The organism is Sphingobium chungbukense, assembly GCF_001005725.1.
In the GTDB taxonomy this organism is placed as follows: Bacteria; Pseudomonadota; Alphaproteobacteria; order Sphingomonadales; family Sphingomonadaceae; genus Sphingobium; species Sphingobium chungbukense.
Genome location: NZ_LBIC01000005.1, coordinates 482650 through 506506 on the forward strand (window position 1 = coordinate 482650; position 23857 = coordinate 506506).

The window sequence follows — 23857 nt, forward strand, 5'->3', positions numbered from 1 at the left end:
TCCCGCTATTATGAACATGTTTTCGATGGATTGAGGGATGGTCGATGAAAGGCCTACCCCTTGTACCCATAAAGCTTGCTGGCGTTGTCGAACAGGATCGCCGCCTGCATCTCCTGACTGAGACCCGAGAGGGCGGCGCAGGCCTTCTCCACCATCTTCAGATAATCGCCACGCGTCTGACCAATGTCCGATCCCCATATCAGCCGGTCATGGCCGAAGCGGGAAACGGCCTCGTCGACAAAGGCGGCCGGGTCGGGCGCGCAATCGAAATTGATCGTCGACATCTTCATGACGGCATTGGGGCAGTCGGCCAGCGCGCCGCTTTGTTCGACAAAGGGTTCACCGATGGAGAGTCCCTGTTCCTTTAACCACAGCTGTTCGATATGCGCCGGATGAGCGCCGCCGACATGGTCGATCACGAAGGTCGCGTCGCGAAATTCACGGGTCAGGCGCACGACTTCGGGCAGCACGGCATCGCGCTGCACATGCAGGACATGGACGCAGATCGGGATGTCGAGATCGGCCGCCGCGCGAAAGGAGGCCTGCGCTTCATCCGATACCAGCCAGTCGAGCGCGGCGCTGGGGAAACCCGGCGAGACGTAACGGACACCCGCCGCGCCGCGGTCGCGCACAAGGCCGCGCAGCGTGTCGGGCGTCGCGGGATCGGCGGAGTTGAGGACGACGACGGCGCGCAGATCCCGCGGGTGCTCCTTCGAACAGTCGAGAATATAGCTATTGTCATAGCCATAGACATGCGCGCGCTGCACAGCGCAGGTGGAGACCACGCCGGCTTGCGCCGCAAGTGCCAGAAAAACCTCCTTGCTGTTCGGATTGTCGAACTCTCCGGGAGCAAGCACGCCCCTGAGCGGACGTGGCGGATATGCGTCCTGATCCGGCGTGACGAGATGGGCGTGGGTGTCGAATATAGGCTGTTTCTGAGTCATGCCTGATTTATTGTCCTACAATCCATTTTCGTCAACTGCTCTTTTGCGGAATCCTGCTGCCGTGATGAAATTCACCTGTTCCGGAGCAATATTCGGTATCCCGGAATGAAAAAAACGCGACCTCGGATGAGGTCGCGCTTCAATTATTATCCATGATGGAAGAAGTTTATGGCATTCAGCGAAACAGCGTCTTCAACTCGTTGAGGCAATCGGCCGTCGGTTCATCGGTCGTGGGTCGGAAAAGTGGCTTGAAGGACTTGATATAGCCGACACCCATAAGGGCAAGAATGACGAGGATCACTGTTGCCGTCGCAAAGCTTTCCGCCCCTTTGTTCAGGAAATAGTTTATATAGGCGATGACGACTGCGGCGGGCACTGCCAGTACGATGCCGAGCGGCACGAAGCGGTGGGAGAGAAGCAGGATGCCGCTGACGATCTCTCCTCCCTTGATGAGATCGAACAGTCCGGTGTCGATCATGACGCGGATGAGTTGCGAGGTCAGGCTGTCGGATCCTGGCGGTTGCGGAAAGAAATGAACCCAGTGGTTCAGCCCGTGGATCAGGAACCACGCGCCGAAAAAGGTCTGTCCTGACAGCACCGCGACCCGGAACCAGTCCGTCTTCGCCGCAGCGTGGGGCGCTGCGCTGCCTGCTTGCATTATCGGTTGGGAACTCATGGCCTGTATCTTCCTCTGGAAAGCGCCGCTGCGCGGGTCAGGACTTCTTGCTGCGGAATTCGGAAATCTCGGCGATCTTGCCGCCTTCGACGCGATAGGCGACGGATATATTGCCGTTGACGCCGTCATCGTAGAATTCGACGATCATATTCTTGTCGGCAATTTCTTTCGTGACTTTCTGGTCGCCATTCTGCCTCAGCCAGGCGCGCACGGCGTCCCGCCCGGTGCCGCCGGGCAGTTGTGTCGCGACATCGGGCGCGACATATTCGGCGACGGCCTCATCCGGCCGCCCTTGTTGCCCGGCCAGGTCGCGGAAGCCGCGGACGATGTCCCTGGGCTTTGCCTGGGCGGCCTGCTGGGCACGGACGACGGCGTAGTTGGCCTGCGCATTGCGCTCCTTGGTCAAGGTGATGGCAAAGACCAGTGCGCCTGCCGCTACGGCGGCGAGCAGTTTCTGAATGGCTGTCACAATCTCTCCCCAATATATTTTGTGGTGATGGTGGAGGCGCCGGTGCCGGCGCCCGCAATCGAGGGTGGGCGATCACGCACGGGGCGGAAGGTCCCAGGGCCTGGGCTTCTTCCAGGGCTGCGCATGGTTGTCCCAGCGGTTGATGGTGAAGCGGCGGAACTTCCACCGGCCGTCTTCCTTCACGCAGTCGTTGACGAAATAGCCGAGGCTGCGCACGCCCATCGTGACTTCCGCGGGGTAGGGCTTGGACGCAGGCGTGCCACGGAAATGCGTGGCGTAGCAATAGACGATACAGTTGCCGCCATCGCCCTCGAAACGGAACTGGCTGGCTTCGTGAAGCCAGTAATCGTCGGCCTTGTCGCGTATGTCGAGGAGATAGCGGAACCATTTGCGCATGGCGGCCTCGTCCCGGTGCCAGGTGCCATGGCCGATGACCATGCCATCCTTGGCGAAGAGGTCGATGAAACCCTGTTCGTCGCTGCAGTCATAGGCCCAGACATATTCGGTGTGCAGATCCTGAAGCCCGATGCGATCCTCGACCGTCAGCGGGCGGGCGACGGACCCCTTGGCTTGTGCCAGGCCAGGAACGGCAGCGGCTGCCCCCAGCATGCCCGTCGCGAGGAGGGCGGAACGTCTGTTCATTGGGGCGGCGGGGTCGGTCATACGGTCTCTCCTGTCATTTTCGATTTTGGCCGCTGGATGATGAGCAGCAGGATGGAGGCGCTGCAAAGCATGAAACCCAAAGCGATGATGAAGGCCATGCCACTGCCACTGCCATATTCCAGCGTGGCGGCAAGGCTGGCCGCCAGCGTCCCGAAGGCAAAAGTGGTGGCGCCGTAGAGCGCCGAGGTCGAGCCGGCCCGTAGCGGATCGACCGAAAGGGCGCCCGCCATGACATTGGCCTGGACGATGGCGGTGCTGGATACGCCGGCGAACAGCAGCAGCATGAGGAAAGGCAGGCCGCCGATCTGGGTCAGCGCGAACAGCAGGAACAGCGGCCCCATGATCGCGGCGCTTACCGCCGATCGGCGCAGGACGGTTTCCACGTCGCGACTTTTCAGCATATGGCGGTTCGACTGGTTGGCGATCAGCAGCCCGACCGCATTGGCGCCAAAGGCCAGCGAGAAGGCAAAGGGGTTCAGGCCATAGCCCTTCATCAACACCGTCGCCGAATTGGCGATATAGGTGAACAGGCAGGCGCTGTTACCCGACGCGGCGAGCAGATAGCCAAGGATTCGCCGGTTGCCGAGCAGGGTGAGATAGGATCGTAGCGGGCTTTCGCTGCGGGACTGGCTTTCGGCCGCCGCCGATCGGGTTTCCGGCATGAAGGCAAGCTGGCACACCAGAACGACAAGGGCAAATCCGCCCATCACCTGGAAGATGGAGCGCCAGTCGCCGAATTTCGTGACCAAGGTTCCCAGCATCGGCGCCAATATGGGCGCAATGCTACCCACCAGCGCGAGCAGGGAGAAGGTGCGTGCCGCTTCCCTGAGGTCGAGGCAGTCGCGGACGATGGCGCGGCCCGCAACCGTTGCGGCGCAGGCGCCGAAAGCCTGGGTCACGCGCGCGAGCATCAGCAGGAGGAAGCTGTCGCACAGCGCGGCGGCGACGGATGCCGCGATGAACAGGATGAGGCCGCCCGCGATCACTGGCTTGCGCCCATGGCGGTCGGATAGCGGTCCGGCGAAGAGCTGGCCGAAGGCGACGCCAAAGAAGAAGGCGGAAATGGAGTAGCTTGCCGCGCTCATGCCAACGCCCAGATCGTCGGCGAGGCCCGGCATCGCCGGAAGATACATGTCGACAGCCATTGGCGTGAGCGCCGCAAAACTGGCGAGCAGCAGGATCCGCTGGGTGGGAAGCGCCGTCATGACCGGAGCGCGGCTCCGCCCGCAGGGTGCGGAGCGGCTGGTTTGCCCTCCTGCATCTTCATATATTCGGGGTCCTGCGGCAGGAACACCTTGAACGTGCTCCACGGCAGCAACCACTGGTCGACCACCGCCAGCAGCCATCCCGTCGATGTGACGCCAAGGAACAGGGACAGCACGGCCAGCGCGACCATGGCGCGCCGTTTGAGTCGCGTGCCGGCGTTCATGCGGCGAACCTCGGGTTGGCGCGCCATGCCAGCATGGAGCGGTATTGGTCGAAATAGGCGAACATCAGAAAGGCCTGCATCACCAGGACCGCGCCGCCAAAATAGATGGCGTCGAGCAGCTTGGCGAAAATATGGGCGTTGGATGCGTGGCCGGTGGCCCAGGCCACGATGTCCTTCCAGATCAACGCGTCGGTGATGAAGGTCATGAATGTCACCGGCACCGCCACCACGAGCATCAACGCGACGAACCGGTTGGTGATGAGGGCAAGGCCGAGCGCCAGTTCAATGCATTTCGCCGCGCCGAACATCCAGCCGGAATCCAGCATGACGCGGACGATCTCCGCCTTTACCGGCAGGCCGGGCGGGTCGAACATGTTGGGGAAGGGCAGGATCTTGATCCACCAGTTGATGCCATGCAGCATGCACTGGATGCCGAGCAACCAGCGGATACATAGTGTCGACGCCTGCAGGAAGCCTTCGCTCTTCGCGTCGGCCAGGTCATTTTCCGATGTCATCTGCGGTCCTGGATTGAAGGGGTCATGCGCTCGGGACGCGCTTTCGACGCGGGGGTACGGGCGAGCGCAGCGCCCCCCGACAGGAACAGCGCTATGAAGGTCAGCGCGATCATCCCCATCATCAGAATGAAGAAGGTGGAGGTTCCGAACATCTCGAACACCCGCGCTCCGATGAAGGCGCCGACAATGGCACCGACCCGCCCGCAGGTCGCCGAAAAACCGACGCCGGTGGCGCGAACGGCGGGATCGAAGCTGCCTGCGGCATGGGCATAAAGGCTGGTCATCGCACCGTTGAACATGAAACCTGCGGCAGCGATGATGCCGTAGAAGAAGATATAGCCGCCACTGGCCTCCACAGAGGCCGGCGAGGTGGGCAGGGCGACGACGATCGTCATGACCATGAGGATCGCACCCGCCGTAAAGCCCATGGCGACGCGGCGCGTGTCGTGCGCCGACATGAGCAGGCCGGCATGGAGCGTGGCGGCGATGCCCGCAAGACTGAATGTCGACAATGCGCTGCTCGCAATCTCGACCGAGAAACCGCCGCTCTTGAGCAGCGAGGGCATCCAGTTCAGCACCAGCGTCAGCGCGAGATAGGCTGAAAAGAAGGCAATGAAGATGGAGATGGTGAGGCGACGATGTTCCCCTTTGAACAGGGCGCGGGGTGTGGCCTTCGCAGGCTGAGAGGAAGCCGAGGCGCCGCCTCCTCCCTGCCGTTCCGCGGCGCGCGCGAGGAAGGCCGGGGATTCGGGCAGGCCGAAATAGCCGATGACGGCAATGAGGAGGGGAATGAACCCGAAGAGGATATACATGCTCTCCCAGCCGAAGCGCGGGATGGCGAGCGCGGCACATCCGCCCGCCGCCGCAATGCCGAGCGGATTGGCGAGGATGCAGAGCGACACGCCGACCGCTCGGAGACGCGCGGGCAGCGTTTCGGACACCAGCGCCAGCGCCGGCGGCAGGCATCCCCCAAGACCGAGGCCCGCGACAAGACGCGCGAATGCGATTTCGCCGGTCGTCCTGGCCATCAGCGTCGCCAGCGTGAAAAGGCTGAACCACAGCACGCCCAGCAGGATCGTGGTGCGTCGGCCGATGCGGTCTGCGAGCATGCCGCCTGCCGTCGCGCCGATGGCAGCGCCCAGATGGCCGGCAGCCATCGCCATGCCGAAGGCCGATAGCGGCAGGCCCCATTGCTCCGATATGGCGGAAACGGTGACGCTCAATATCTGCATGTCGACGCCATCCACTGTCAGCAGCAGGACGATGACGATCAGGAACAGAATTTGCGATCCGTCCAACCGGACCGGCCCTTCCGCATGATCGGCGTGAACGATGTCTGGTGCGTGCATGCTCTCTCCTCGAGGCGCACCGCAGCGATTTTTCGCTTCCCTGGCGGTTCGCTCTCCTGCTCGAAGATATCGTCCAACAATTTTTTGCTGTCAACAGCGATTGGCGCATGTTTCAGCTTTTTGGTCCGGATTTTTTGAACGGCTTCCAATTCTTTGGCAATTCTTTGGAACGTCGATAGAACCGGAATAATGTAAATGAATCTGAAAATTATGATGGAATAGCAGTTGCCAATGTCCGCAATGTCCGGCGAAACGGAAATCCGATCTGCTTAGGATGGAATGTTGGACAAAATCTGCGATCACTACGCGCGGGGGGCCTTGTTGCCGTCAACGCGATGCCCGACCGGATTCGCGCTGCGTCGCCATGAATGTACAGAATAATCCGCCGATCGCGAAGAGAGTGATGGCAATGGCATAGGGCAACAGAGTGCCGTCGAATGCCTGCCCCGCCCAACTGGCGAGCAGGGTTCCCGCCAGCATCGAACCGCTGCCCTGGATCGAGCTGGCGGTGGCCGCCTGTCGGCCCATATTTTCCATGGCGAGCGCCTGAAAGCAGGTGTTGCAGATGGAGGTGAGCGCGCTGATCGCCGCCTGGAAGGCGATGAAGCCGATGAGTCCGAAGGATCCCAGCGCAACCCATGCAAGCTGCGCCGCGCAGATGGTGGTCAGCAACAGCGTCGTGATGCGGCTCATCCGCATCAGCCCGACCCGTGTCACCAGCCTCGCGTTCACCATCGATCCAATGGCGATGACGGCGGCAACGAAGCCGAAGACCGGGGCCAGCAAGTCCTCGTGCTTCCACACCTGCTCGAATATCTGTTGTAGCGAGAGGAAGAAGGCGAATTGACCGGCAAAGCGGAAGGACATGGCGGTCGTGAACCAGGTGGATTGCCGGTCCTGCAAGACATGCTTCACGCCTTCCACCAACGACTTTGCCGACAATTTTCGCCGCATCGCGGGAGGGAGCGTTTCGGGCAGGCGGAAACAGATGATGAGGAAGGAGAGAATGCCAAAACCGGCAAAGGCAATGAATATCCACCGCCAGGACGCGACCGCCAGGATGAGCGTGCCGAGCGCCGGTCCCAATATAGGCGCGATGATGAAGGCCGTGGTCGCCATGCTCATCACCCGCGCCATCTGCGCGCCGCTATAAAGGTCGCGCACGGCGGCGTTGATGAGGACGCGGGTCATGCCGCCGGCCGCGCCCTGCAGAAAGCGCACGATCAGCATGACGGTCAGATCCTGCGCCGCCGCCGCCGCCAGGCTGAACGCCGCATAGCCGCCGACGGCGCCAAGCAGCAGGCCGCGTCGGCCCAGCGCGTCGGACACTATGCCGACCCCCGCCTGGCTGATCGCAAAACCGAACATGAAGGAACTGATTACATATTGGCGGTCATTGTCCCGCGTGACCGCCAGCGCCTCGCCAATGTCGGGCAGGGCCGGCAGGACGACATCGATGGCCAGCGTCACCAGCATCATCACGCTGGCCACGATGAACGGCAGCGACCTGCCCGGAGCGGCCGGCGCCGATGCCCGCATCGCCGCCATGCTCCGCGTCACCGCGTGGTCGAACGGGGGGTGAACCCGCCTGTCCTCCGGCCGATGGCGATGTTGAGGAGCGAAAGGCAAGCGGCGAGCGCGGCGATGACGAGCAGCGCGTTCTCCAGCCCGCCAAGGCCTGCCGACAATGCGAGTATGACGAGGGGGCTGAGGAAATTGCCGAGGAAAAATGCCGTCTGCCACCCGCCGGTGCCGCGGCCGCGATCCTCGAAGGAGAGGTTGGCCATCAACGCGGTCAATATGGCGGGCAGGGTGATGCCGCAGCCGATGCTGGCGACGATGACGCCTCCGAGCGTCATGAAATAGCTGCCGTCGCCGATGAACAGACCCATGCCGATCGCCACCAGCGAGAAGGCCAGTGCCAGCACATGTTCCAGCGCGACCTTGCTGATGGCCTTGAACAGGAAGCCGCCCGCGGTCACCGCGGTGCCGCTGACTGCGGCCGTGAGGCCGATGAGAGTCGGGGAGTCGAGGCCGCGCCCCGTCAGCAGGAACGGCGTCTGGATGGGCACGATGAAGAAGATGAGGGCGGCCGGAAAACCGATGGCATAGAAGCGCCAGACGGACGCCCAGGGGAAGGGCTGCGTCGCCGGCCGGATCGTGGTTGCCGCACGTGCGCGCCGGGGTTCCCTGATCAGGAACAGGACCAGCGGGATGTAGATCAGCGCCATGCCGTAGACAAGGAAGGGCGCGCGCCAGCCCCATTCGCCCAGCAGGCCGCTCGCAAAGCCGAACAGGACCGAGGCCAGGCTGGCAATGCCTGTCTGGATGACCAGCCAATATTCGCGGCGGCTGCCCTTGAAATAATCGCCGATGAGCGTTGTCGAGGTCGTCATCACCCCCGCCTCTCCCAGCCCCACGCCGATGCGCGAGAAGATGATGTGATCGAGGCTGGCGAGGAAATAGGGGGCGATGCCGCAGAAGAAATAAATGGCGAGTGCCGCCAGCAGCACCGGCTTGCGGCCGACGCGTTCGATCAGGCGCCCGATGAAGGGGGCGGTGATCGTCACCACCAGCGCCGGGATCGTCAGCGCCAGCACGACCTTCGTCTCCGCCGCGGGATCGCCGGCGAAGGCGGCGAGCATGCGCGGCAGCACCGGCGCGATCAGCAGCGCGGCGGCAACGGCCAGGGTGGAGAGTATCGCGAGCAGCGCGCCCTGAAAGGCCGTGCCGGTGCCGCCCTCTTCATCAATGCCGGTCATGGGGATCTCCGGAGAAAGAAAGAACGGTCGCGCCGCATGATGGCGGCGCGGCCGGGGCAGGCGGGGTTCAGGGGGTCGCGGCGACGGCCTGCGCCACCGCTTCGCCTGTCGGCGCCGCCGGTTCCGCCCGCATGACGAACATCGGCAGATAGTAGCGCAGGTAGAAGAGCATCAGCAGCGCCTGCGGCACGACCAGCAGCGCTCCGAAGACGATGCTGTTGGGGCTGACGATCAGGACGAAGTCGACCCAGGCGATCACCACCGTCAGCGGCAGCATCGCCGCCAGCGCCAGCGGTACGAAGCGGTTGAAGATCAGCATCAGCCCCGCCGCGACCTCGACGACCTTGACGCAACTGAACAGCCCCGATGCCACCAGTCCGTGCATCAGGTCGAGCGCGGTCTGGCTGCCGGGCATCTGCACAGGCAGGAACGGGAACCACATGTTGATCCCGTTGAAGAGCAGGAACACCCCCAGGAAGAGGCGTGTCACGGTCAGTAGGATGCGCATGCCCTTGTCTCCTTACGCCTTTTCATATTGCAATGCGCCGGCCAGCCGGGCGGGGACGGCCTTCCAGTCCTCGCTGTTCCGGACGACCTGGTCATAGGACTGCGCGGCGGTCATGTCCTCGACATGGAGCGCGGGCGGGTTTTCACCGGCCTCGAAACGCTTGAGCGCGTCGAGCAGCGTCTGGCGCAGGGTGACCACCGCTATGTCGGCGGCGACCAGATTTTCCGTGCTGCGGTCCCACGGCTCGGTCAGCGACACGGCCATGGCGACGTCTTCCACCTCGATCGCCGGCAGGCCGCTCCAGCTCCTGTCCATGATGCTGCGGTCCTGCTGCATATTGTCCGGCCAGGAAACGTTAACATTGCAGGTCTTTTCATCATAGACGGGCGGAACGAAGCCCAGGAACCGCGCGGCCCATTCGCGGTCGATCGGCTGGCTGTGGCTGTAGGCCATCTGGTAGGTCGCGGTACGCTTGTCGTCCATCGGCACTTCGAAGATCGCGATGGCGAAATCGGCATGGCCGGGGATGATGCGCATATTGGGCAGGATCGCCGGCACCTGCCGGGCATGGCGCGCGTCGGGATTGCCGGGAATGCCGCGGAAGGCGACGTAGCGATAGCCATAGGGCGTCCTTTCGACTTCATAGGTCGGCGCCAGGCTATCCCAGGCCGAAGGCCCCACATCCTCGCCGCGCAGCTTGGCTCCCCAGCTCGGACGCGCATCGTTGGTGTGCAGCATGCCGACATGCGAGCTGTCGACGCCGCCTTCCCACAGCACCAGATAGGGGGCGGCGGCATTGCCGCGGAACACGCTCTTGTTGCCGTCGGGCACCTGGTCGAAGTCGAAGGTGCGGAACGGCGGCTCCTGGTCGGCGGGGCCGATATAGGTCCAGATCAATCCGGAGGATTCGCGCACCGGAAAGGCGCGTGCTTTCTTGCGCTCGCGGAAGGCGCAGCTGTCATGGTTGGGCGTCTCCAATATCCTGCCGTCGCGGGCGAACTTCCAGCCATGGTAGATGCAGCGGATGCCGCCTTCCTCCACGCGCCCAAGGCCGAGCGAAACCCCACGATGCATGCAGTGGTCGTCGAGCACGCCGACCTTCCCTTCCGTGTCGCGGAACACGACGAAGCGTTCGCCCAGAAGCCAGGTGACGAGCGGCGCGCCATCGGGTGCGGCGACCTGCGCGGAGGTGGCGATGGGGTGCCAGTAGCGGCGCATGAAAGTCCCCATGGGCGTGCCGGCGCCCACACGGGTGAGGCGTTCGAATTGCTCGTTGTTCATCGCTGTTTCCTGAATATTAGGTCCGGGTTCAGAAGCGGTTCTGAAGAAATTCGTGGACGACATGGGCGAACTTGTCGGGATGCTCGATCATCGCCCAATGGCCGCAATGCGGCATGATGAAGCCGGTCGAGTTTTCCAGCAGCTCAAGGTAGCGATAGCCCATGGATACGGGGACGACCTTGTCATCCTTCCCGTTGACGACCAGCGTGCGATGCTTGACCCTGGCGATCTCCTCATCTTCTATCCACAGGCCGCCGCGTTCCTTGAGGATTTTCATGGTGGCGCCGAAAGCCTGGCGCTGCGCGGGCTGGAGGGAGAGGTCGAGCCGATACTGAATCAGCCTGTCATCCTGCGGGAAGCCGTCGTGGGTCAGCGCCTCGACGATTCGCTTCATGCCGTTGAAGGTGAAATCATATTCGGTGAGCGCGCGCAGGACGCCGCCCATCGAGCGGTCGAGTCCGGCGCTGCCCATCAGCACGAGATTGCCGATAAGGTCGGGGCGGGCAATGGCGACGGCGAGCGAGGTGCGCCCGCCCATCGAATTGCCGACGATGTCCACCGGGCCAAGCTCCAGCGCCTCGATGAAGGCGATCAGCTGCTCGACGCGCGCTTCGGGAGTGTAGGCGAAATCGTCGGGCGAAGGAGCGTCCGTATGGCCAAAGCCGACCATGTCATAAGCGATCGTCCGATAATTGTGGGCAAGAAGGGGCATGCACAGATGCTCCCAATTGCCACGCGCGTCGGCGCCGGCGCCGCCGCCATGAACCAGCAGGAGCGGGCGGCCCGTGCCCATTTCGATATAATGAGTTGAATATCCAAGTGTTTTGACGAACTGGCTTTGCACGTCGCTCATCCGAGCCCTCTCCATCATTGTCTGATAATTTTTCCTCTTATTGTTCGACAATCTTGTCTTGTCAACCGATGCCCGACGTGGGAAATGCGTGATTGTGGAGCATTTGTGAATTTTTTGCGGTTGCAGCTCTGTCGATCTTGTCAAACAATGTTGTGACACGATATGGCTTAGGCGGGATCGGCACCTGCGGCCGCTTCTGCAAGATGCTCATGAGGAGGCGGCAGCTCGGTACGCCCGGAACAGGAAAGAGGAAGACTTGTCTCAGAATCCAGCGAACGAAGACGGCGACATTCGCAAGACGGTAGCGGACATGGCCTATGACGCCATCGCCGAGCGGATCGCTTCAGCCGAATATGGCGCGCTGGAACGCATCACCGAAGCGCGGATCGTCGAGGAGTTCGGCGTTAGCCGCGGCGCGGCGCGCGAAGCGTTGAGCCGGCTGGCCGCCGACGGGCTGGTGGTGCTGGAGATCTACAAGGGTGCCGTGGTGCGGGCGATCAGCCGCAAGGATATGGCCGATTTCCTGGATGTGCGCGGGTTGTTCGAAGCCTATGCGGCGCAGCGGTCGGCCGGGCGCATCAATGAGGAAGGCGCGCGTGAGCGGGTGCATGAGGTACTGGAGCATTGCCGTCAACTGGAAGAGGCGCCCACGTCCGACGGCATGGTGGAAAATGATACGCTCTACCATTCGACCATCATGGACCTGTCGGGCAATTCGATCCTGCCCGCCGAATGGCGCCGCCTGCGCCGTTCCCGCTACCGCATACGCTTCATCGAATCGCTGAACAGGGACGAGATACTGGAAACCACGGCGCAGACCCGGGACATATTGCACGCGATTCTGGACGGCGACACGGAGCTGGCGGCAGAGCTTGCCACGCGCCACATTCGGCTGGTGAACAGCCGTATCCAGCGTATGCCTACCGAACAGTTCGACGCCATTTTCAATCCTCCCGCCCGCAAGAAGGGCCGGGCAGGCAAGAAAGATGGGGAGGGGGAGGGCGCACCGGCCAAGGCCCGCCGACCCCGCACCAAGGTGGCCTAGGGTGTGTGGGGAGCGTATTTCAAATCCATAAACCACACTAGAATCATATATTTGCTAGTGACCCTGATGAATCTGAAGTTCGTTCAACGCCTGCCCAACAATGTGACGAACTTCAGATTCAGGTCACTAGGTCCAATCGACATTGAGCCCTGACGGCCTGCAAGTGCTCAAGGCGAGTCGCGTGCCTCGCTTCGACCATTTTCGGCTCGTCCTCTTCTGAATGTCGATCGGCCCTGGAAGGCCGAGTCCCATTGCTGCGGACGGAACGCGCTTCATGCGCGTGCCGGGGACCTGTGCCCGCAGCGCATCCATGGAGAGAGATATGAAGGTAGACCAACTCGGATATCTGGCGTTCGATTTTCCCTCAGCGGCGATGGCGGACATGCGCACCCTGTTCCAGCATGTCATCGGCGCGGATGTCGTCGACGGCGAGGACGGATCGGTCCGGGTGCGGCTCGACGGCCGCGCTTTTCGCATCGACATGCGGCCGCAGGACGGTCTGGAAAGCGGCTACCGGGTCGCTGCGGTGGGCTGGGAAGTGGCCGACGGGCCCGCGCTCGACGCCCTCGTCGCCCGCGTGCGGGCGCGGGGGATTGAGGTGACGCAAGGCGATGCCGCTGCCTGCGAAGCGCGCAGCGCGGCCGCGCTGGTGCGTTTCACCGATCCCTTCGGCTTCCCGGTCGAATTTTTCGTCGACCGGCCGTTCGGCACCGATGAGCGGCTGTCCACGCGGTTTGTCTGCGGCTCCACCGATCGGGGCAAGTTCGGACTGGGCCATGTCGTGCAGATCACGCATGACCATTTGGCCGCGCTCGATTTCTATCGTGACGTTCTGGGCTTCGGCTTCAGCGACCGCATCACCTGGGACGCGGCCGACCTGTTCTTCCTTCATTGCAACAAGCGCCATCACAGTGTCGCGCTGGGCGGCGAGATATTCGGAATGAAGAGCGGCCAGATCGACCATTTCATGATCGAGGCGACAGCCAGGGAATATGTGGACGAAGCCTATGCGAAGCTCAAGGAGCATGGCTTTGCCGTGTCGCAGACGCTGGGCCAGCACACGAATGACGATGTCTATTCCTTCTACCTGATGGCGCCGGTCGGCTTTCGCGTCGAATTCGGCTTCGGCGGCAACATTGTGGACGATCCCGAACGCTGGGTGGCGAAACAATATGATTCACCCAGCCGCTGGGGACATGAACTGATGCATCCCTAGAGCGCGCTGCGTTAAATCGTACGCAAACCGCGCGCTCTAAGTTTTTGTTGTCGCATCGTTTTAAGCGCCAAACCGGTTCCCACTTTTGCGCACGATGCTCTAGACGAGGATGGGGATTGCGGGTTGAGCATTTGATCCAAGAGCGGAGGGTTTGCGCTCATGCATATCTATGTCGGCACGTTCACCGATGGATTCATGGGCGGGGCGCCGTCCGAAGGTCTTTACATCTTCGATTTCGACGGCGACGCGCTTCGGGCGAAGCCGGTGGGGATCGCGCGGGATGTCTTCAGCCCCTCCTATCTTGCTCTGGATGCAGCCGGGCGGCGCCTTTATGCGGCCGAGCGGCAATTGGACATCGACGACCGTACCACCGGGGCGATATCGGCCTGGTCGATCGCGGCGGACGGCGGGCTTGCACCACTCTGGAAGATCGCGTCCGGTGGCGCGAACTGCGCCCATATCCGCGTCGCGCCCGACGGGCGGTCGCTGGCGGTCGCCAATCCGCTGGGGCCGACAGTCGCGCTGTGCCGGTTGGGCACGGACGGACGACCGGACGGGCCGCTGAGGATCGCGCGCCATGAAGGACGGGGCGCGCGGCCGCGCCAGGCCGAACCCTGGCCTCACAGCGCCTATTTCGATCGCGACGGCGCACGCCTGCTCGCCTGCGACCTCGCGCTCGACCGGATCTTCGTCTATCGCACGGATGCGCGGGGCATGGGCCTGCCGCCCGGCCCGCAGCCCTTCGCGCAGGTGCATTCGGGCGCTGGCGCGCGTCATATGGCCTGGTCCCGCGATGGCGCGACGGCCTATGTCGCCAATGAGCTGGACAGCACGCTGTCGGTCTTTGCCTATGATGGGGAGAGCGGCAGCCTGATCTGCAAGCAGACACTGCTGTCCGTCGCCGACGAGGCGCAGGCGGAGGGCAATCAGCCGGCCGAGATAATGGTCTCGCCCGATGGCCGCCATCTCTATGTCTCCAATCGCGGGGCGGACTGCATTTCGGTGCTGGCGATCGACGCTGTCACGGGCCGGCTGGCCCATGCCTCGCAGGCGCTGGTGCATGGCCGGGTGCCGCGCAACATCTGCCTCTCTCCCGATGGCCGCTTCGCCTTTGTCGCGAACCAGTTGAGCGGGCAGATCGGGCTTTATCGGGTGGACGGCGCGTCAGGCACGCTCGCCTATGCGGGCGTGCTGTGCGAGGTGCCCAATCCGTCCTGTATCGTGCTGTTCGATTCCGGTTTCGGCTGATGTTCCGTCTGGCCTGGGGCCTGATGTCCTTACGCCAGAGCGGTTTTCGATCTGATTGAATCAGATCGCCGCTCCAAGCCTTTTGTCTGCCGCGATGTCCTGACCAGCGATCGGTTCCGATCGCTTGGGCGGGAGAGGATGCCGCCGGGGCTGCGGATCGCAGCCCCGGCAAGCCGTCAGCGGCCGAAGACCCGGATGTCGTCGCCGTTGTAGAAACCCGGCATCTTCCAGCCGTTGATGTCATATTCGTCCATGCACTGTTCGGTCAGGTCCGCGAACCGCTTGGCATCGCCATTGGCAAGCGCGCGGAACAGCGGGCCCATCAGCACATCCTCATGACCGCCCAGATAGTTGCGTTCATACAGCTCGTGCCGGGCGCCGAATTCACTGCTGACCGAATCCCACAACAGCTTCATCGTCTTGGACCGTTCCTCCGCCGTGATGCCGTCCGATCCGCGCAGATAGACGTCCAGATAGGGGCGCAGCTCCTCATTCTGGAAGTCGACAGAATTGGAGTTCAGATAGATCAGGCTGGAGCTGGAGACCTTCTGCACGATGTCGCGCATGCGGGTGTAGATGTGCGGGCCAAGGCCGCGCAACGTCATGCCATAGGTTTCGTTGAAGGTGATATAGTCGCCATGCAGTTCGTCCGGATGGGCGATCATCGCGTCCGTCAACCCCTTGATGACGTTGCGGTACATGATGAGCTCGCCGATCAGCACCTGATTGGTCCGCATTTCATGCGTGCCGGCGATGCGCGACGCCTTCATCACCAGACCGATGATGAAGTCGAGCTTCACCTTCAGGCGGGTGAAGGCCTGGATGACGACGCGGCCGGTGGTGCGGGCATTCTGCATCAGCTTGTCGGACTTTTCGACATCGCCGTAGAAGAAGACGTTTTCCCACGGAATGAAGGCGTTGTCGAAGACGAGCACGGCGTCATTTTCATCGAGTCGGCTCGACAACGGATAGTCGAACGGACTGCCGGTCGCCGCCGCCGCCAGTTCGTAGCTGTGGCGGCAGATCAGCTTCACACCCGGCGTGTCCATCGGCGCGAAGAAGGCGAGCGCATATTCGCGCTTTCGCAGGGTGCCGCGGTTGCTGGCGCAGAAATTGGCCTGGGTCAGGGCCGATCCGGTCGCCACGACCTTCGCCCCGCGCACGACGATGCCCGCGTCGGTTTCCTTGACCGCATGGACGAACACGTCCTCCACTTCGTCGACCGGGCGGTTGCGGTCCACCGGCGGATTGACGATGGCGTGGTTCAGGAACAGCACCTCGTTCTGCGCCCTGGCATACCAGTTGCGGGCGGTATCGGCGAAGGGCGCGAAATGATCGGGATTGGCGCCGAACACGCCGGTGAACGACGCCTTGTAATCGGGGGTGCGGCCCATCCAGCCATAGACCATGCGCTGCCAATATTCGATGGCGTCGCGTGCATGGGCGAGGTCTTCCCTCGTCTTGGGCGCGCGGAAGAAGGCATGGGTGTAGCCGCCATTGCCGGTGTCGGTGGGGCAGGTCAGTATGTCCTTGCTCTCCGGCGCGTGCAGCGCATCATAGAGGCGCGCGACCGACTGGGCGGAATTGCGGAAGCAGGGATCGGTGGTCACGTCCTTGACGCGCTTGCCGTAGATCCAGATTTCGCGGCCGTCCTGGAGCGATTCCAGATATTCCTTGCCCGTGGGCGGGCGGCTTGCCTGCTTGGCAGGTGCGTTGGCGGGACGGGGGTCTGTGTCGGTCATGTCATTGCCCTGGGCGCTGCTTTCCAAATTCATCTCTCTCTCCCAATATCTTGAATTATGTCTCAAGGATGCAGGTCGTTTTCATAGGCGAGGCCGTTGATCAGAACGTCGTGCGTCGGCTTGCTGATCGGCGCCAGTTCGCGCGCGATCGTCTGCCAGCTCTCACCGCCATCGCTGCTTATCAGCACTTCGCCGTCGGTCGTGCCGGCAAAGATGTCATAACCCCCGGAATGGGCGCACATGGACATCGCCTCGACATTGCTGCGGCCCTCCGGGAAGCCGGAGCGGGGCGCCCGCCACGACCTGCCGCCATCCTCGGAGATCATGACCGTCCCCCTGGCCGATTTCGCCTCCACCCAATAATAGGGAATGGCAAAGCCGCCGGATACGAACAGGCGCTGGTCGTCATTTGGTGCGAAAAGCAGTTGGTCGGGATAGCCGATGCGGAAATCGTCCCCGGTCAGCCGTTCCCAGGTCGATCCGGCATCGTGGCTGCAATAGATGCCAAGGCCGGTCGTGATATAGACTTCGTCGGCATTGCCGGGGCGCAGCAGGACCTGGTGGATGTCCTTGTAGACGAAATTCTCATAGTCGACGAATTCGTCCAGGTCGTTCCAGCTCTTGCCGCCGTCGGTGCTTTTCAGCAGCGCGCCCTGTTCGACGCCGGCATAGATGACATTGGCATCGCGGGGATCGACATAAAGCGTTTTCAGATGCGGCTGGTGCCCCGGCGCGGGAAAGCGCCACTGGTCGTGCATCGGCGCCGTGCGGATGCTGGCAATGTCTTCCCAGCTCGCCCCGCCATCGTCGCTGCGATACAGGCCCGCGGGCTGAGTGCCGACATAGATGCGCGTGCCGCCCTCATGCGGGTAGCAGCGCACCGAATAGGCGCCTTCTTCCCTCCAGCCAGGCGTCAGATCGTCCCAGCTTTGCCCGCCGTCGGCCGAAGCCATCAAGCTGCCGGGCATGCACGCGGCAAGCAGGCGCCCGGTGCCGGGTTCCACCGTCATGGCGGAAATATGGTTGCCGGACAGCATGTCCCGCACGCGGGTCCAGCTTCCGTCGCCTTCCCGTCGCAGCAAGGCAATACCGCTGGTGGTTGCGACGAACAGCTCGGTGACAGGAACGTCGGTCCGAAAATGGTTCCACCCGTTGGTGGAAAGGCAGGCAATGGTCATGAATCGCTCCAACATGGGGTTGCGCCAGGCCGCAAGCGGCCTGCGGCGAATCGTTGTCCTCAGACGAAATTGTTCGATTTGGCGGGCGGCAGGCCGAGCAGCGCGCGGCCGTAATTGGACGCGGCGATATCGTCGGTGAAGGCATAATGGGCGGCACCCGCATTCACATCCCTCAGCATCCGCTCCAGCGTGCCGTTCTGATAGATGGCGCTGCCGCCGCTACCCTCGAACAGACGGATGGTGGCATAGCGTGCCAGTTGCGGCGCGGCCGCCAGATCGCGCCGGAAGCGGGCGAGGACCAGAGGGTCGACCGCCGCAAATTCGACCGTGTCGACGGTCTTGAGGTCGTCGAGGATCAGGCTGTGCGCCGATGCGATGTCCTGATCGCTGTGCGAGAGGCGGCTATAGAGCGCGGCCATGGTCGCCAGCAGTTCATCATCCCATCCGGCGATGCGCTTCTTGACGCCGGTGAGAGCGGTTGTCAGCGCGCCGCGCGCGACGCCGAGCGGGGCACCCACGATGGCATAGGGCGCGATCGCGAAATAGGGCCAGGAAAAGACCGGGCCTTCCTCTGCCGCCGGACCGACGGCAGGACCGCCAAGATCCACGGCAAGCGCCGTCATTTCATCCGAAACGAAGACGTTGTCGATGACGATGGATCGGCTCTGCGTGCCGCGCATGCCAAGCGTATGCCAGTCGTCGAGCAGTTCCAACCGATCCTTGTCGATCATGCAGAAGGCGAGCTGGCCCGCGTTGGGACCGCTGTCGATGACGGCGTTGACGCCCACATATTTCGCATAGTCGACGCCGCTGCAAAAGCGCCCCTGGCCGCCGGTCAGCACATATCCGTCCTTGGCCGGAGTCGCCTTCCACGGTTCCGACAGGCGGAACACCACGGAGATATGCGATCCGGGCGTTCCCAATATCCGTTCCTGAACATGGACGGGAAAACGCGTGAGCATATGATTATGGCCGGTCATTACGCCATAGACCCATGCCGTCGAACCGCAAACCGAACCGATTTCCGATACCACGGAAAAGAAAGCCCGCCATCCCAGCGCCGATCCGCCGAAGGCGCGCGGGGTCAATATGCCGAAAAGCCCGGCATTCTCCAGCGCGCGGATCGACTCTGCGGGAACGCGGCGATTCTGGTCGGTGTCCCGGGCAAACTCGGCGAAACGGGGCAGAAGCGCGCGGACCGCCGCCAGCGCCTCCTCGGTCGACTCCAGCCGAGGAGGGCCGTCACCGATGTCAGACAATCTGGCATCCCTCATGATTTCCGCTTTATGGATTCCCATCGAAATTCCTCGCCTAGAAAGCTGGTAACTTTGTGTTGTCCGACAATCTTATGACATTTATCTCTTCGGTCAATAGGAGAAATCAGGCATTAAATCGCTGACACCAATCGGAGTTGGTAAATTTTGACGTTGAATGATTGACAATACCAGCGACGCGGAATATTCGATGAAAAAGATGTCCGACAATGTTGAAAGATCGCCACTCTGATCCCGGCATGCGGGGTTGGGCTGAGGCGGCTGACAGATCGGACTGACTGAGAGGAGCCTTTGAAAGTGCAAAAGGCCGAAGACCTGGTGCGGGCGCGCATCGTGCAGAAGCGCCTGGAAGCCGACGATATAGTGAGTGTGCTGCTGCGCGGCGAGGGAAGTGGCCCGCTGCCGTCCCATGAAGCGGGCGCGCATATCGACCTTCACCTGGGCGAAGGCGTGATACGTCAATATTCGCTCTGTCCGTCATCGGGGAAAGATGGGGAATATGAAGTCGCGGTGCTGCGGGAACCACAGTCACGCGGTGGATCGAGGGCCGTGCACGACCTTCTCCAGGTCGGGCAAGTGATTGATATCAGTGTGCCGCGCAATCATTTCCCGCTGAAATCCTGCAAGGGCAAGGTTCTGCTCTTCGCCGGTGGCATCGGTATTACGCCGATCCTTGCCATGGCGGAGGAATGCGTACGGCGTGGACAGCCATTTTCCATGCATTATTGCGCCCGCTCGGCTGACCGCATGGCCTATGCGCGCCGCATCAGCGAAGGCGCGGTGGGTCCGCACTGCCAATTGCATTATGATGACGGGCCGGACAGCCAGAAGCTGGATCTCGCGGCCGTTCTTCAGGCTCCTGGCCCCGACGATGCCCTTTATGTCTGCGGCCCGGCCGGTTTCATCAACTGGGTGCTGGAAACGGCGGCGGCCAACGGCTGGACGGAGGCGCAGCTCCACCGGGAATTCTTCGCCGCGCCGGAAATCGATGCCGGCCAGGACAGCGCCTTCACCGTGCGGCTGGCCCGCGCCGGCAGGGATGTGCAGGTCGCGCCCGGCGTGTCCATCGTCGAGGCACTCGATGCCGAAGGGGTGATGGTGCCGGTATCCTGTTCGGAAGGGATTTGCGGCATGTGCGTCGTGTCCGTGCTGGATGGCGAGCCTGAGCATCGGGACTTCGTGCTGAGCGCGGAGGAGCATGCCCGCAACGATTGCCTGACGGCCTGCTGTTCCAGGGCGAAGACCCCGGTTCTGGTCCTTGATCTCTAACAGGGGATGCCGCCGGTCGGCGGTTGTCCCGGACGAGGAGGATGTGAATGTCTCAATCGCAGCTTGAACCGGATGTCGGGATGTCGCTCAAGGTGGCGATGCGCCGTATGGCGAGCGCTGTTTCCATCGTGACGGCAGTGGATGCGGCCGGCGAGCGTGCGGCGATGACGGCAACGTCGGTGACGTCGCTGACGCTCGATCCGCCCTCCATGCTCGTATGTATCAACCGGAATGCCCGTATCCACCGCTTTCTGGAGGCAGCGGGCAATTTCTGCATCAACATCCTTGCCGCCGACCAGATCGTCCACGCCCAGGCCTGCGGCGGCGGGTCCGTGCCCGGTGAGCGGTTCGCCATTCCCGGTTGGGATGAGAAAGCCGGCATTCCCGTGCTGGACGGCGCGCAGGCGGCAATATTATGCCGGCAGAAAAGTCGGATGACTTTTGGGACGCACGATATCGTTATCGGCGAAGTCATGAAAGTTCTGATTGGAAATACGGATGTCGATCCCTTGCTTTATATCGACGGATCCTATGCCCGCGTAGGAGAGAAGATTTGAATCTCAATGTTTCACGGGAACAAATGAACATCAAAGCCACAAGGTCGCTCTAAAAATATATGATCGCAAAACGTCAATCACTCTGTTTGTTCGTATAAATACCGATAAAAGTTCAACACAATCTTGCGCCGGAAAGCAGGCAGCGGGCATTTCTTGTCCCGATGCTACATACCCTGCGCATAAGGAGGAGATCTGAAAAGCCATGTTGCCTAATCCTTGTCATGCGCGCGTGCGGCGCGGCTTCCGGTCGATCGCGGTTTCATCGGCATCCCTGCTGGCGCTGGGGGGCATTCTGGCCCCGGCGGCAGCGCAGGAGGTGGCTCAAGCGCCCGAGCAGACTGGCCTGGGCGACATCGTCGTCACGGCACAGCGTTATGAGCAGCGCCTTCAGGACGCGCCGATCTCCATCGTCGCCGTGGGCGGCGAGCAGTTGGCGTCGATGGGCGTGGACAGCCTCAACGGCTTCGACACGTTCGTGCCCAACGTCACCATCGGGGGTACGTCGGGGCAGGGAAATTCTGTCGCCAACTTCGCCATTCGCGGCATCGGCGGCGCGCCGTCGGGATCGCTGACGCAGGAAAGCGCCGTCGGCGTCTATATCGACGACGTGCTTTATGCGCGCCCGAACGGCGCCTTGCTCGACCTGCTCGACATCGAGCGTATCGAAGTGCTGCGCGGGCCGCAGGGCACGTTGTTCGGCCGCAACACGGCCGGCGGCGCCATCCGCTATGTGACGAAGAAGCCGTCTGACCAGATCGAAGGCAATGTGCGCGCCGTCATCGGCTCATATGACCGCCGCGACTTCTCGGGCGTGCTGAACCTGCCGCTGGGCGACATCTTCGCCGCGCGCGTCTCCTTCTCCAGCAACGACCGCGACGGCTATGTGAAGCGCATCGTTGACGGCAACCGGCTGGGTTCGATCAATTCGCAGACCGGCCGCCTGCAACTGCGGGCGCGCCCGACCGACCGGCTCGACATCAATTTCTCCGTGGATACGATCAGGTCGAAGGATAATGGTTCGGCGACGATCGTCCCCAACTGGTCAGCATCCGACATTTTCACCGCGGGCCTGTACGGCGCGCAGGTCCCCGGCGGTCCTCCCGTCAACGTCGCGCTGGTGAACCAGATGCGCGCGCTGATGCCGGCATCGGTGTCGCGGTCCAATTATTGCGGGCAGGGCACTACGCTGGCGGCGCCTGTGGCGCTCAGCAGCGTCCTCGGCTGCATCCAGTCCGACATGGATTATTACCACAACCAGGGCGGCAAGAAGACCGTCTATGGCGGCGTGCCTGATGTGAGCAAGTTCGACAGTACCGGCCTGTCGCTCAGCCTGTCCTATGAGTTGTCCGATACCGTTACGCTGAATTCGATTTCCGGATACCGCAATTCCGATCAATATATATTCCAGGATTGGGACCGCACGCCGCTCCCGTTCATGCAGCAGGTCGACGAGAACAAGATCGAATATTTCACCCAGGAGTTGCAGGCTATCGGAACCGCCTTTGACAAGCGGCTGAAATGGCAGGCAGGTGTCTTCTATTATTGGGACGATGCGACAAATTATCGCCGGCGTTTCGATCCGACCGCGGGTGCCAACAGCGCGTCCGAGGGCACGATCGGCCTTGGCGCCATCGAGAACAAGTTCATCACGACCAAGAGCATCGCTGCGTACAGCCAGGGCACCTTTGAAATCACGGACCGGCTGAGCGCCACGGTCGGCATCCGCTGGACACAGGACAAGAAGGACTTCTCGACCTTCCGCGACGGGCGCGGCCGTGTCCTGGTGAACGGCGTGCTGACCCCGACCCAGCAGTCGCGCAAGGGCAAGTGGAGCAACTTCTCTCCCAAGGTCAGCATCGACTATAAGTGGACGCCCGACATCATGACCTATGCATCGGTGGCGCAGGGCTTCAAGGGCGGCGGCTTCAACGACACGCTGCAGACCACCTGCTCGACTTCGCCGCTGCCCTTCTGCGGCCTCAGCGAATATCAGGAAGAAAATCTGCTGACCTATGAAATCGGGTTCCGCTCGGAATTCTTCAACCATCGCCTGCGGTTCAACACGACCTTCTTCCAGACCAATTACAAGGATCAGCAGATCCAGCTGATCGACATGGGACCGCCGCCGCTGCAATATATCGTCAACGGGGATTCGACGGTAAAGGGTGTGGAAGTCGAACTCATGGCGGCGCCGGTCGATGGATTGGTGTTGCGCGGGGGCTTTGGCTATGTCGATGCCAAATATGACGATGCCATGATCGGTCTCAGCGGCAAAACCGCACTGACGCCGCAGACGCCCTATTTCCGCAGCCCCAAATATTCCTACACGCTGGGCGCGAACTATAGCTATGATCTCGGGGACTTCGGGGATCTCTCCTTCGACCTGAACTATGGGTACAAGAGCAAGCAGGCGAGCTTCCCCAACCCGACCAACATGTCGATCCTGCCATCTTACGGTATTCTCAACGGACGGATCGAATTGAAGGCGGATGCCGGATGGACATTGGCGGTGGTCGGGACGAACCTCACCAATGAATATTATTTCACCAACGGCTTCAATCCCGGCGGACCGACGACCAAGGCGACACCGGGACTCCCCGGCGGGACGCACGACTTCCTGATGGGGTTTGAAATCCTCGACGTCGGTCGCCCGCGCGAGTTCGCGGTGGAACTGAAGTATAAATTCTAGAGCGGATTCCGATCTGATTGAATCAGATCGGCCGCTCCAAGTCTTTTATTTGCCGCGATTTCTTAACCGTCAGATGATGCCATCTGACTGGAAATCGCTCTAAAAGGACAGAAGAAATATTTAGGGCATGGAGTCGCTCCCGATGCGGGGCGGCTCCATGCTCTGCGTCTGTCCAGACGGGGAAGGGACA

At 62.1% G+C, this 23857-nt stretch carries 22 protein-coding genes; 6 read left to right on the forward strand and 16 right to left on the reverse strand.

Features of this window, described 5'->3' with window-relative positions; all coding sequences use genetic code 11:
* Nucleotides 1–53: 53 nt before the first annotated feature.
* The 13 genes from YP76_RS13150 to YP76_RS13210 form a co-directional block, all read right to left on the reverse strand.
* Nucleotides 54–944: an amidohydrolase family protein gene (locus YP76_RS13150; RefSeq protein WP_046764019.1), complete on the reverse strand. Its 891-nt coding sequence runs from the start codon at nucleotides 942–944 to the stop codon at nucleotides 54–56.
* Nucleotides 945–1119: 175 nt separating this feature from the next.
* On the reverse strand, nucleotides 1120–1620 hold the full coding sequence (locus YP76_RS26665) for a hypothetical protein (protein WP_157035775.1): 501 nt from the start codon (nucleotides 1618–1620) through the stop codon (nucleotides 1120–1122).
* 37 nt (nucleotides 1621–1657) lie between these two features.
* Nucleotides 1658–2089, reverse strand: a complete 432-nt coding sequence (locus YP76_RS13160) for a nuclear transport factor 2 family protein (RefSeq protein ID WP_046764020.1) — start codon at nucleotides 2087–2089, stop codon at nucleotides 1658–1660.
* A 72-nt stretch (nucleotides 2090–2161) separates the two neighbouring features.
* Entirely contained in the window at nucleotides 2162–2731 is a 570-nt protein-coding gene (locus YP76_RS13165; protein ID WP_198147484.1) for a nuclear transport factor 2 family protein, read from the reverse strand.
* Between the two features lie 17 nt (nucleotides 2732–2748).
* Complete coding sequence (locus tag YP76_RS13170; RefSeq protein WP_046764022.1) at nucleotides 2749–3957, reverse strand: multidrug effflux MFS transporter; 1209 nt, start codon at nucleotides 3955–3957, stop codon at nucleotides 2749–2751.
* On the reverse strand, nucleotides 3954–4208 hold the full coding sequence (locus tag YP76_RS28260) for a hypothetical protein (protein WP_198147485.1): 255 nt from the start codon (nucleotides 4206–4208) through the stop codon (nucleotides 3954–3956). Before YP76_RS28260 ends, YP76_RS13170 begins: the two co-directional genes overlap by 4 nt.
* Nucleotides 4178–4696 carry a hypothetical protein gene (locus tag YP76_RS13180; RefSeq protein WP_046764024.1) on the reverse strand — a complete coding sequence of 173 codons (519 nt, stop codon included), beginning with the start codon at nucleotides 4694–4696 and terminating at the stop codon, nucleotides 4178–4180. Before YP76_RS13180 ends, YP76_RS28260 begins: the two co-directional genes overlap by 31 nt.
* On the reverse strand, nucleotides 4693–6045 hold the full coding sequence (locus YP76_RS13185; protein WP_046764025.1) for an MFS transporter: 1353 nt from the start codon (nucleotides 6043–6045) through the stop codon (nucleotides 4693–4695). Before YP76_RS13185 ends, YP76_RS13180 begins: the two co-directional genes overlap by 4 nt.
* Before the next feature lie 327 nt (nucleotides 6046–6372).
* Nucleotides 6373–7605: an MFS transporter gene (locus YP76_RS13190; RefSeq protein ID WP_052757415.1), complete on the reverse strand. Its 1233-nt coding sequence runs from the start codon at nucleotides 7603–7605 to the stop codon at nucleotides 6373–6375.
* The gene (locus YP76_RS13195; protein ID WP_046764026.1) at nucleotides 7602–8807 is read right to left on the reverse strand and encodes an MFS transporter; all 1206 of its coding nucleotides are present in this window, start codon (nucleotides 8805–8807) and stop codon (nucleotides 7602–7604) included. The genes YP76_RS13190 and YP76_RS13195 overlap by 4 nt, the downstream gene beginning before the upstream one ends.
* A 67-nt stretch (nucleotides 8808–8874) precedes the next feature.
* A complete protein-coding gene (locus tag YP76_RS13200) occupies nucleotides 8875–9315 on the reverse strand; it encodes a DoxX family membrane protein (RefSeq protein WP_046764027.1) in 441 nt (146 codons plus the stop codon).
* Between the two features lie 12 nt (nucleotides 9316–9327).
* The gene (locus tag YP76_RS13205; RefSeq protein ID WP_046764028.1) at nucleotides 9328–10596 is read right to left on the reverse strand and encodes a Rieske 2Fe-2S domain-containing protein; all 1269 of its coding nucleotides are present in this window, start codon (nucleotides 10594–10596) and stop codon (nucleotides 9328–9330) included.
* 28 nt (nucleotides 10597–10624) lie between these two features.
* Nucleotides 10625–11449 carry an alpha/beta fold hydrolase gene (locus YP76_RS13210; protein WP_052757416.1) on the reverse strand — a complete coding sequence of 275 codons (825 nt, stop codon included), beginning with the start codon at nucleotides 11447–11449 and terminating at the stop codon, nucleotides 10625–10627.
* A 256-nt stretch (nucleotides 11450–11705) separates the two neighbouring features.
* Between YP76_RS13210 and YP76_RS13215 the strand changes: the two genes are divergently transcribed.
* From YP76_RS13215 to YP76_RS13225, 3 genes are all read left to right on the forward strand, one after another.
* The gene (locus YP76_RS13215; RefSeq protein ID WP_046764030.1) at nucleotides 11706–12494 is read left to right on the forward strand and encodes a GntR family transcriptional regulator; all 789 of its coding nucleotides are present in this window, start codon (nucleotides 11706–11708) and stop codon (nucleotides 12492–12494) included.
* Between the two features lie 322 nt (nucleotides 12495–12816).
* Nucleotides 12817–13710 carry a VOC family protein gene (locus YP76_RS13220; RefSeq protein WP_046764031.1) on the forward strand — a complete coding sequence of 298 codons (894 nt, stop codon included), beginning with the start codon at nucleotides 12817–12819 and terminating at the stop codon, nucleotides 13708–13710.
* A gap of 159 nt (nucleotides 13711–13869) precedes the next feature.
* Entirely contained in the window at nucleotides 13870–14958 is a 1089-nt protein-coding gene (locus YP76_RS13225) for a lactonase family protein (protein ID WP_052757417.1), read from the forward strand.
* A gap of 176 nt (nucleotides 14959–15134) precedes the next feature.
* Here YP76_RS13225 and YP76_RS13230 read toward each other — a convergent pair whose 3' ends face one another.
* The 3 genes from YP76_RS13230 to YP76_RS13240 are packed head-to-tail and all read right to left on the reverse strand — an operon-like array spanning nucleotide 15135 to nucleotide 19137.
* The gene (locus YP76_RS13230) at nucleotides 15135–16733 is read right to left on the reverse strand and encodes a 4-hydroxyphenylacetate 3-hydroxylase N-terminal domain-containing protein (protein WP_084733146.1); all 1599 of its coding nucleotides are present in this window, start codon (nucleotides 16731–16733) and stop codon (nucleotides 15135–15137) included.
* Between the two features lie 29 nt (nucleotides 16734–16762).
* The gene (locus tag YP76_RS13235; RefSeq protein ID WP_046764032.1) at nucleotides 16763–17878 is read right to left on the reverse strand and encodes a WD40/YVTN/BNR-like repeat-containing protein; all 1116 of its coding nucleotides are present in this window, start codon (nucleotides 17876–17878) and stop codon (nucleotides 16763–16765) included.
* A 59-nt stretch (nucleotides 17879–17937) separates the two neighbouring features.
* Complete coding sequence (locus YP76_RS13240) at nucleotides 17938–19137, reverse strand: acyl-CoA dehydrogenase family protein (RefSeq protein ID WP_197707480.1); 1200 nt, start codon at nucleotides 19135–19137, stop codon at nucleotides 17938–17940.
* Between the two features lie 312 nt (nucleotides 19138–19449).
* Here YP76_RS13240 and YP76_RS13245 point away from each other — a divergent pair, with 312 nt between their 5' ends.
* From YP76_RS13245 to YP76_RS13255, 3 genes are all read left to right on the forward strand, one after another.
* On the forward strand, nucleotides 19450–20421 hold the full coding sequence (locus YP76_RS13245; RefSeq protein ID WP_046764142.1) for a PDR/VanB family oxidoreductase: 972 nt from the start codon (nucleotides 19450–19452) through the stop codon (nucleotides 20419–20421).
* A 47-nt stretch (nucleotides 20422–20468) separates the two neighbouring features.
* The gene (locus tag YP76_RS13250; RefSeq protein ID WP_046764033.1) at nucleotides 20469–20978 is read left to right on the forward strand and encodes a flavin reductase family protein; all 510 of its coding nucleotides are present in this window, start codon (nucleotides 20469–20471) and stop codon (nucleotides 20976–20978) included.
* A 202-nt stretch (nucleotides 20979–21180) separates the two neighbouring features.
* Entirely contained in the window at nucleotides 21181–23667 is a 2487-nt protein-coding gene (locus tag YP76_RS13255; RefSeq protein ID WP_084733147.1) for a TonB-dependent receptor, read from the forward strand.
* Nucleotides 23668–23857 lie beyond the last annotated feature (190 nt).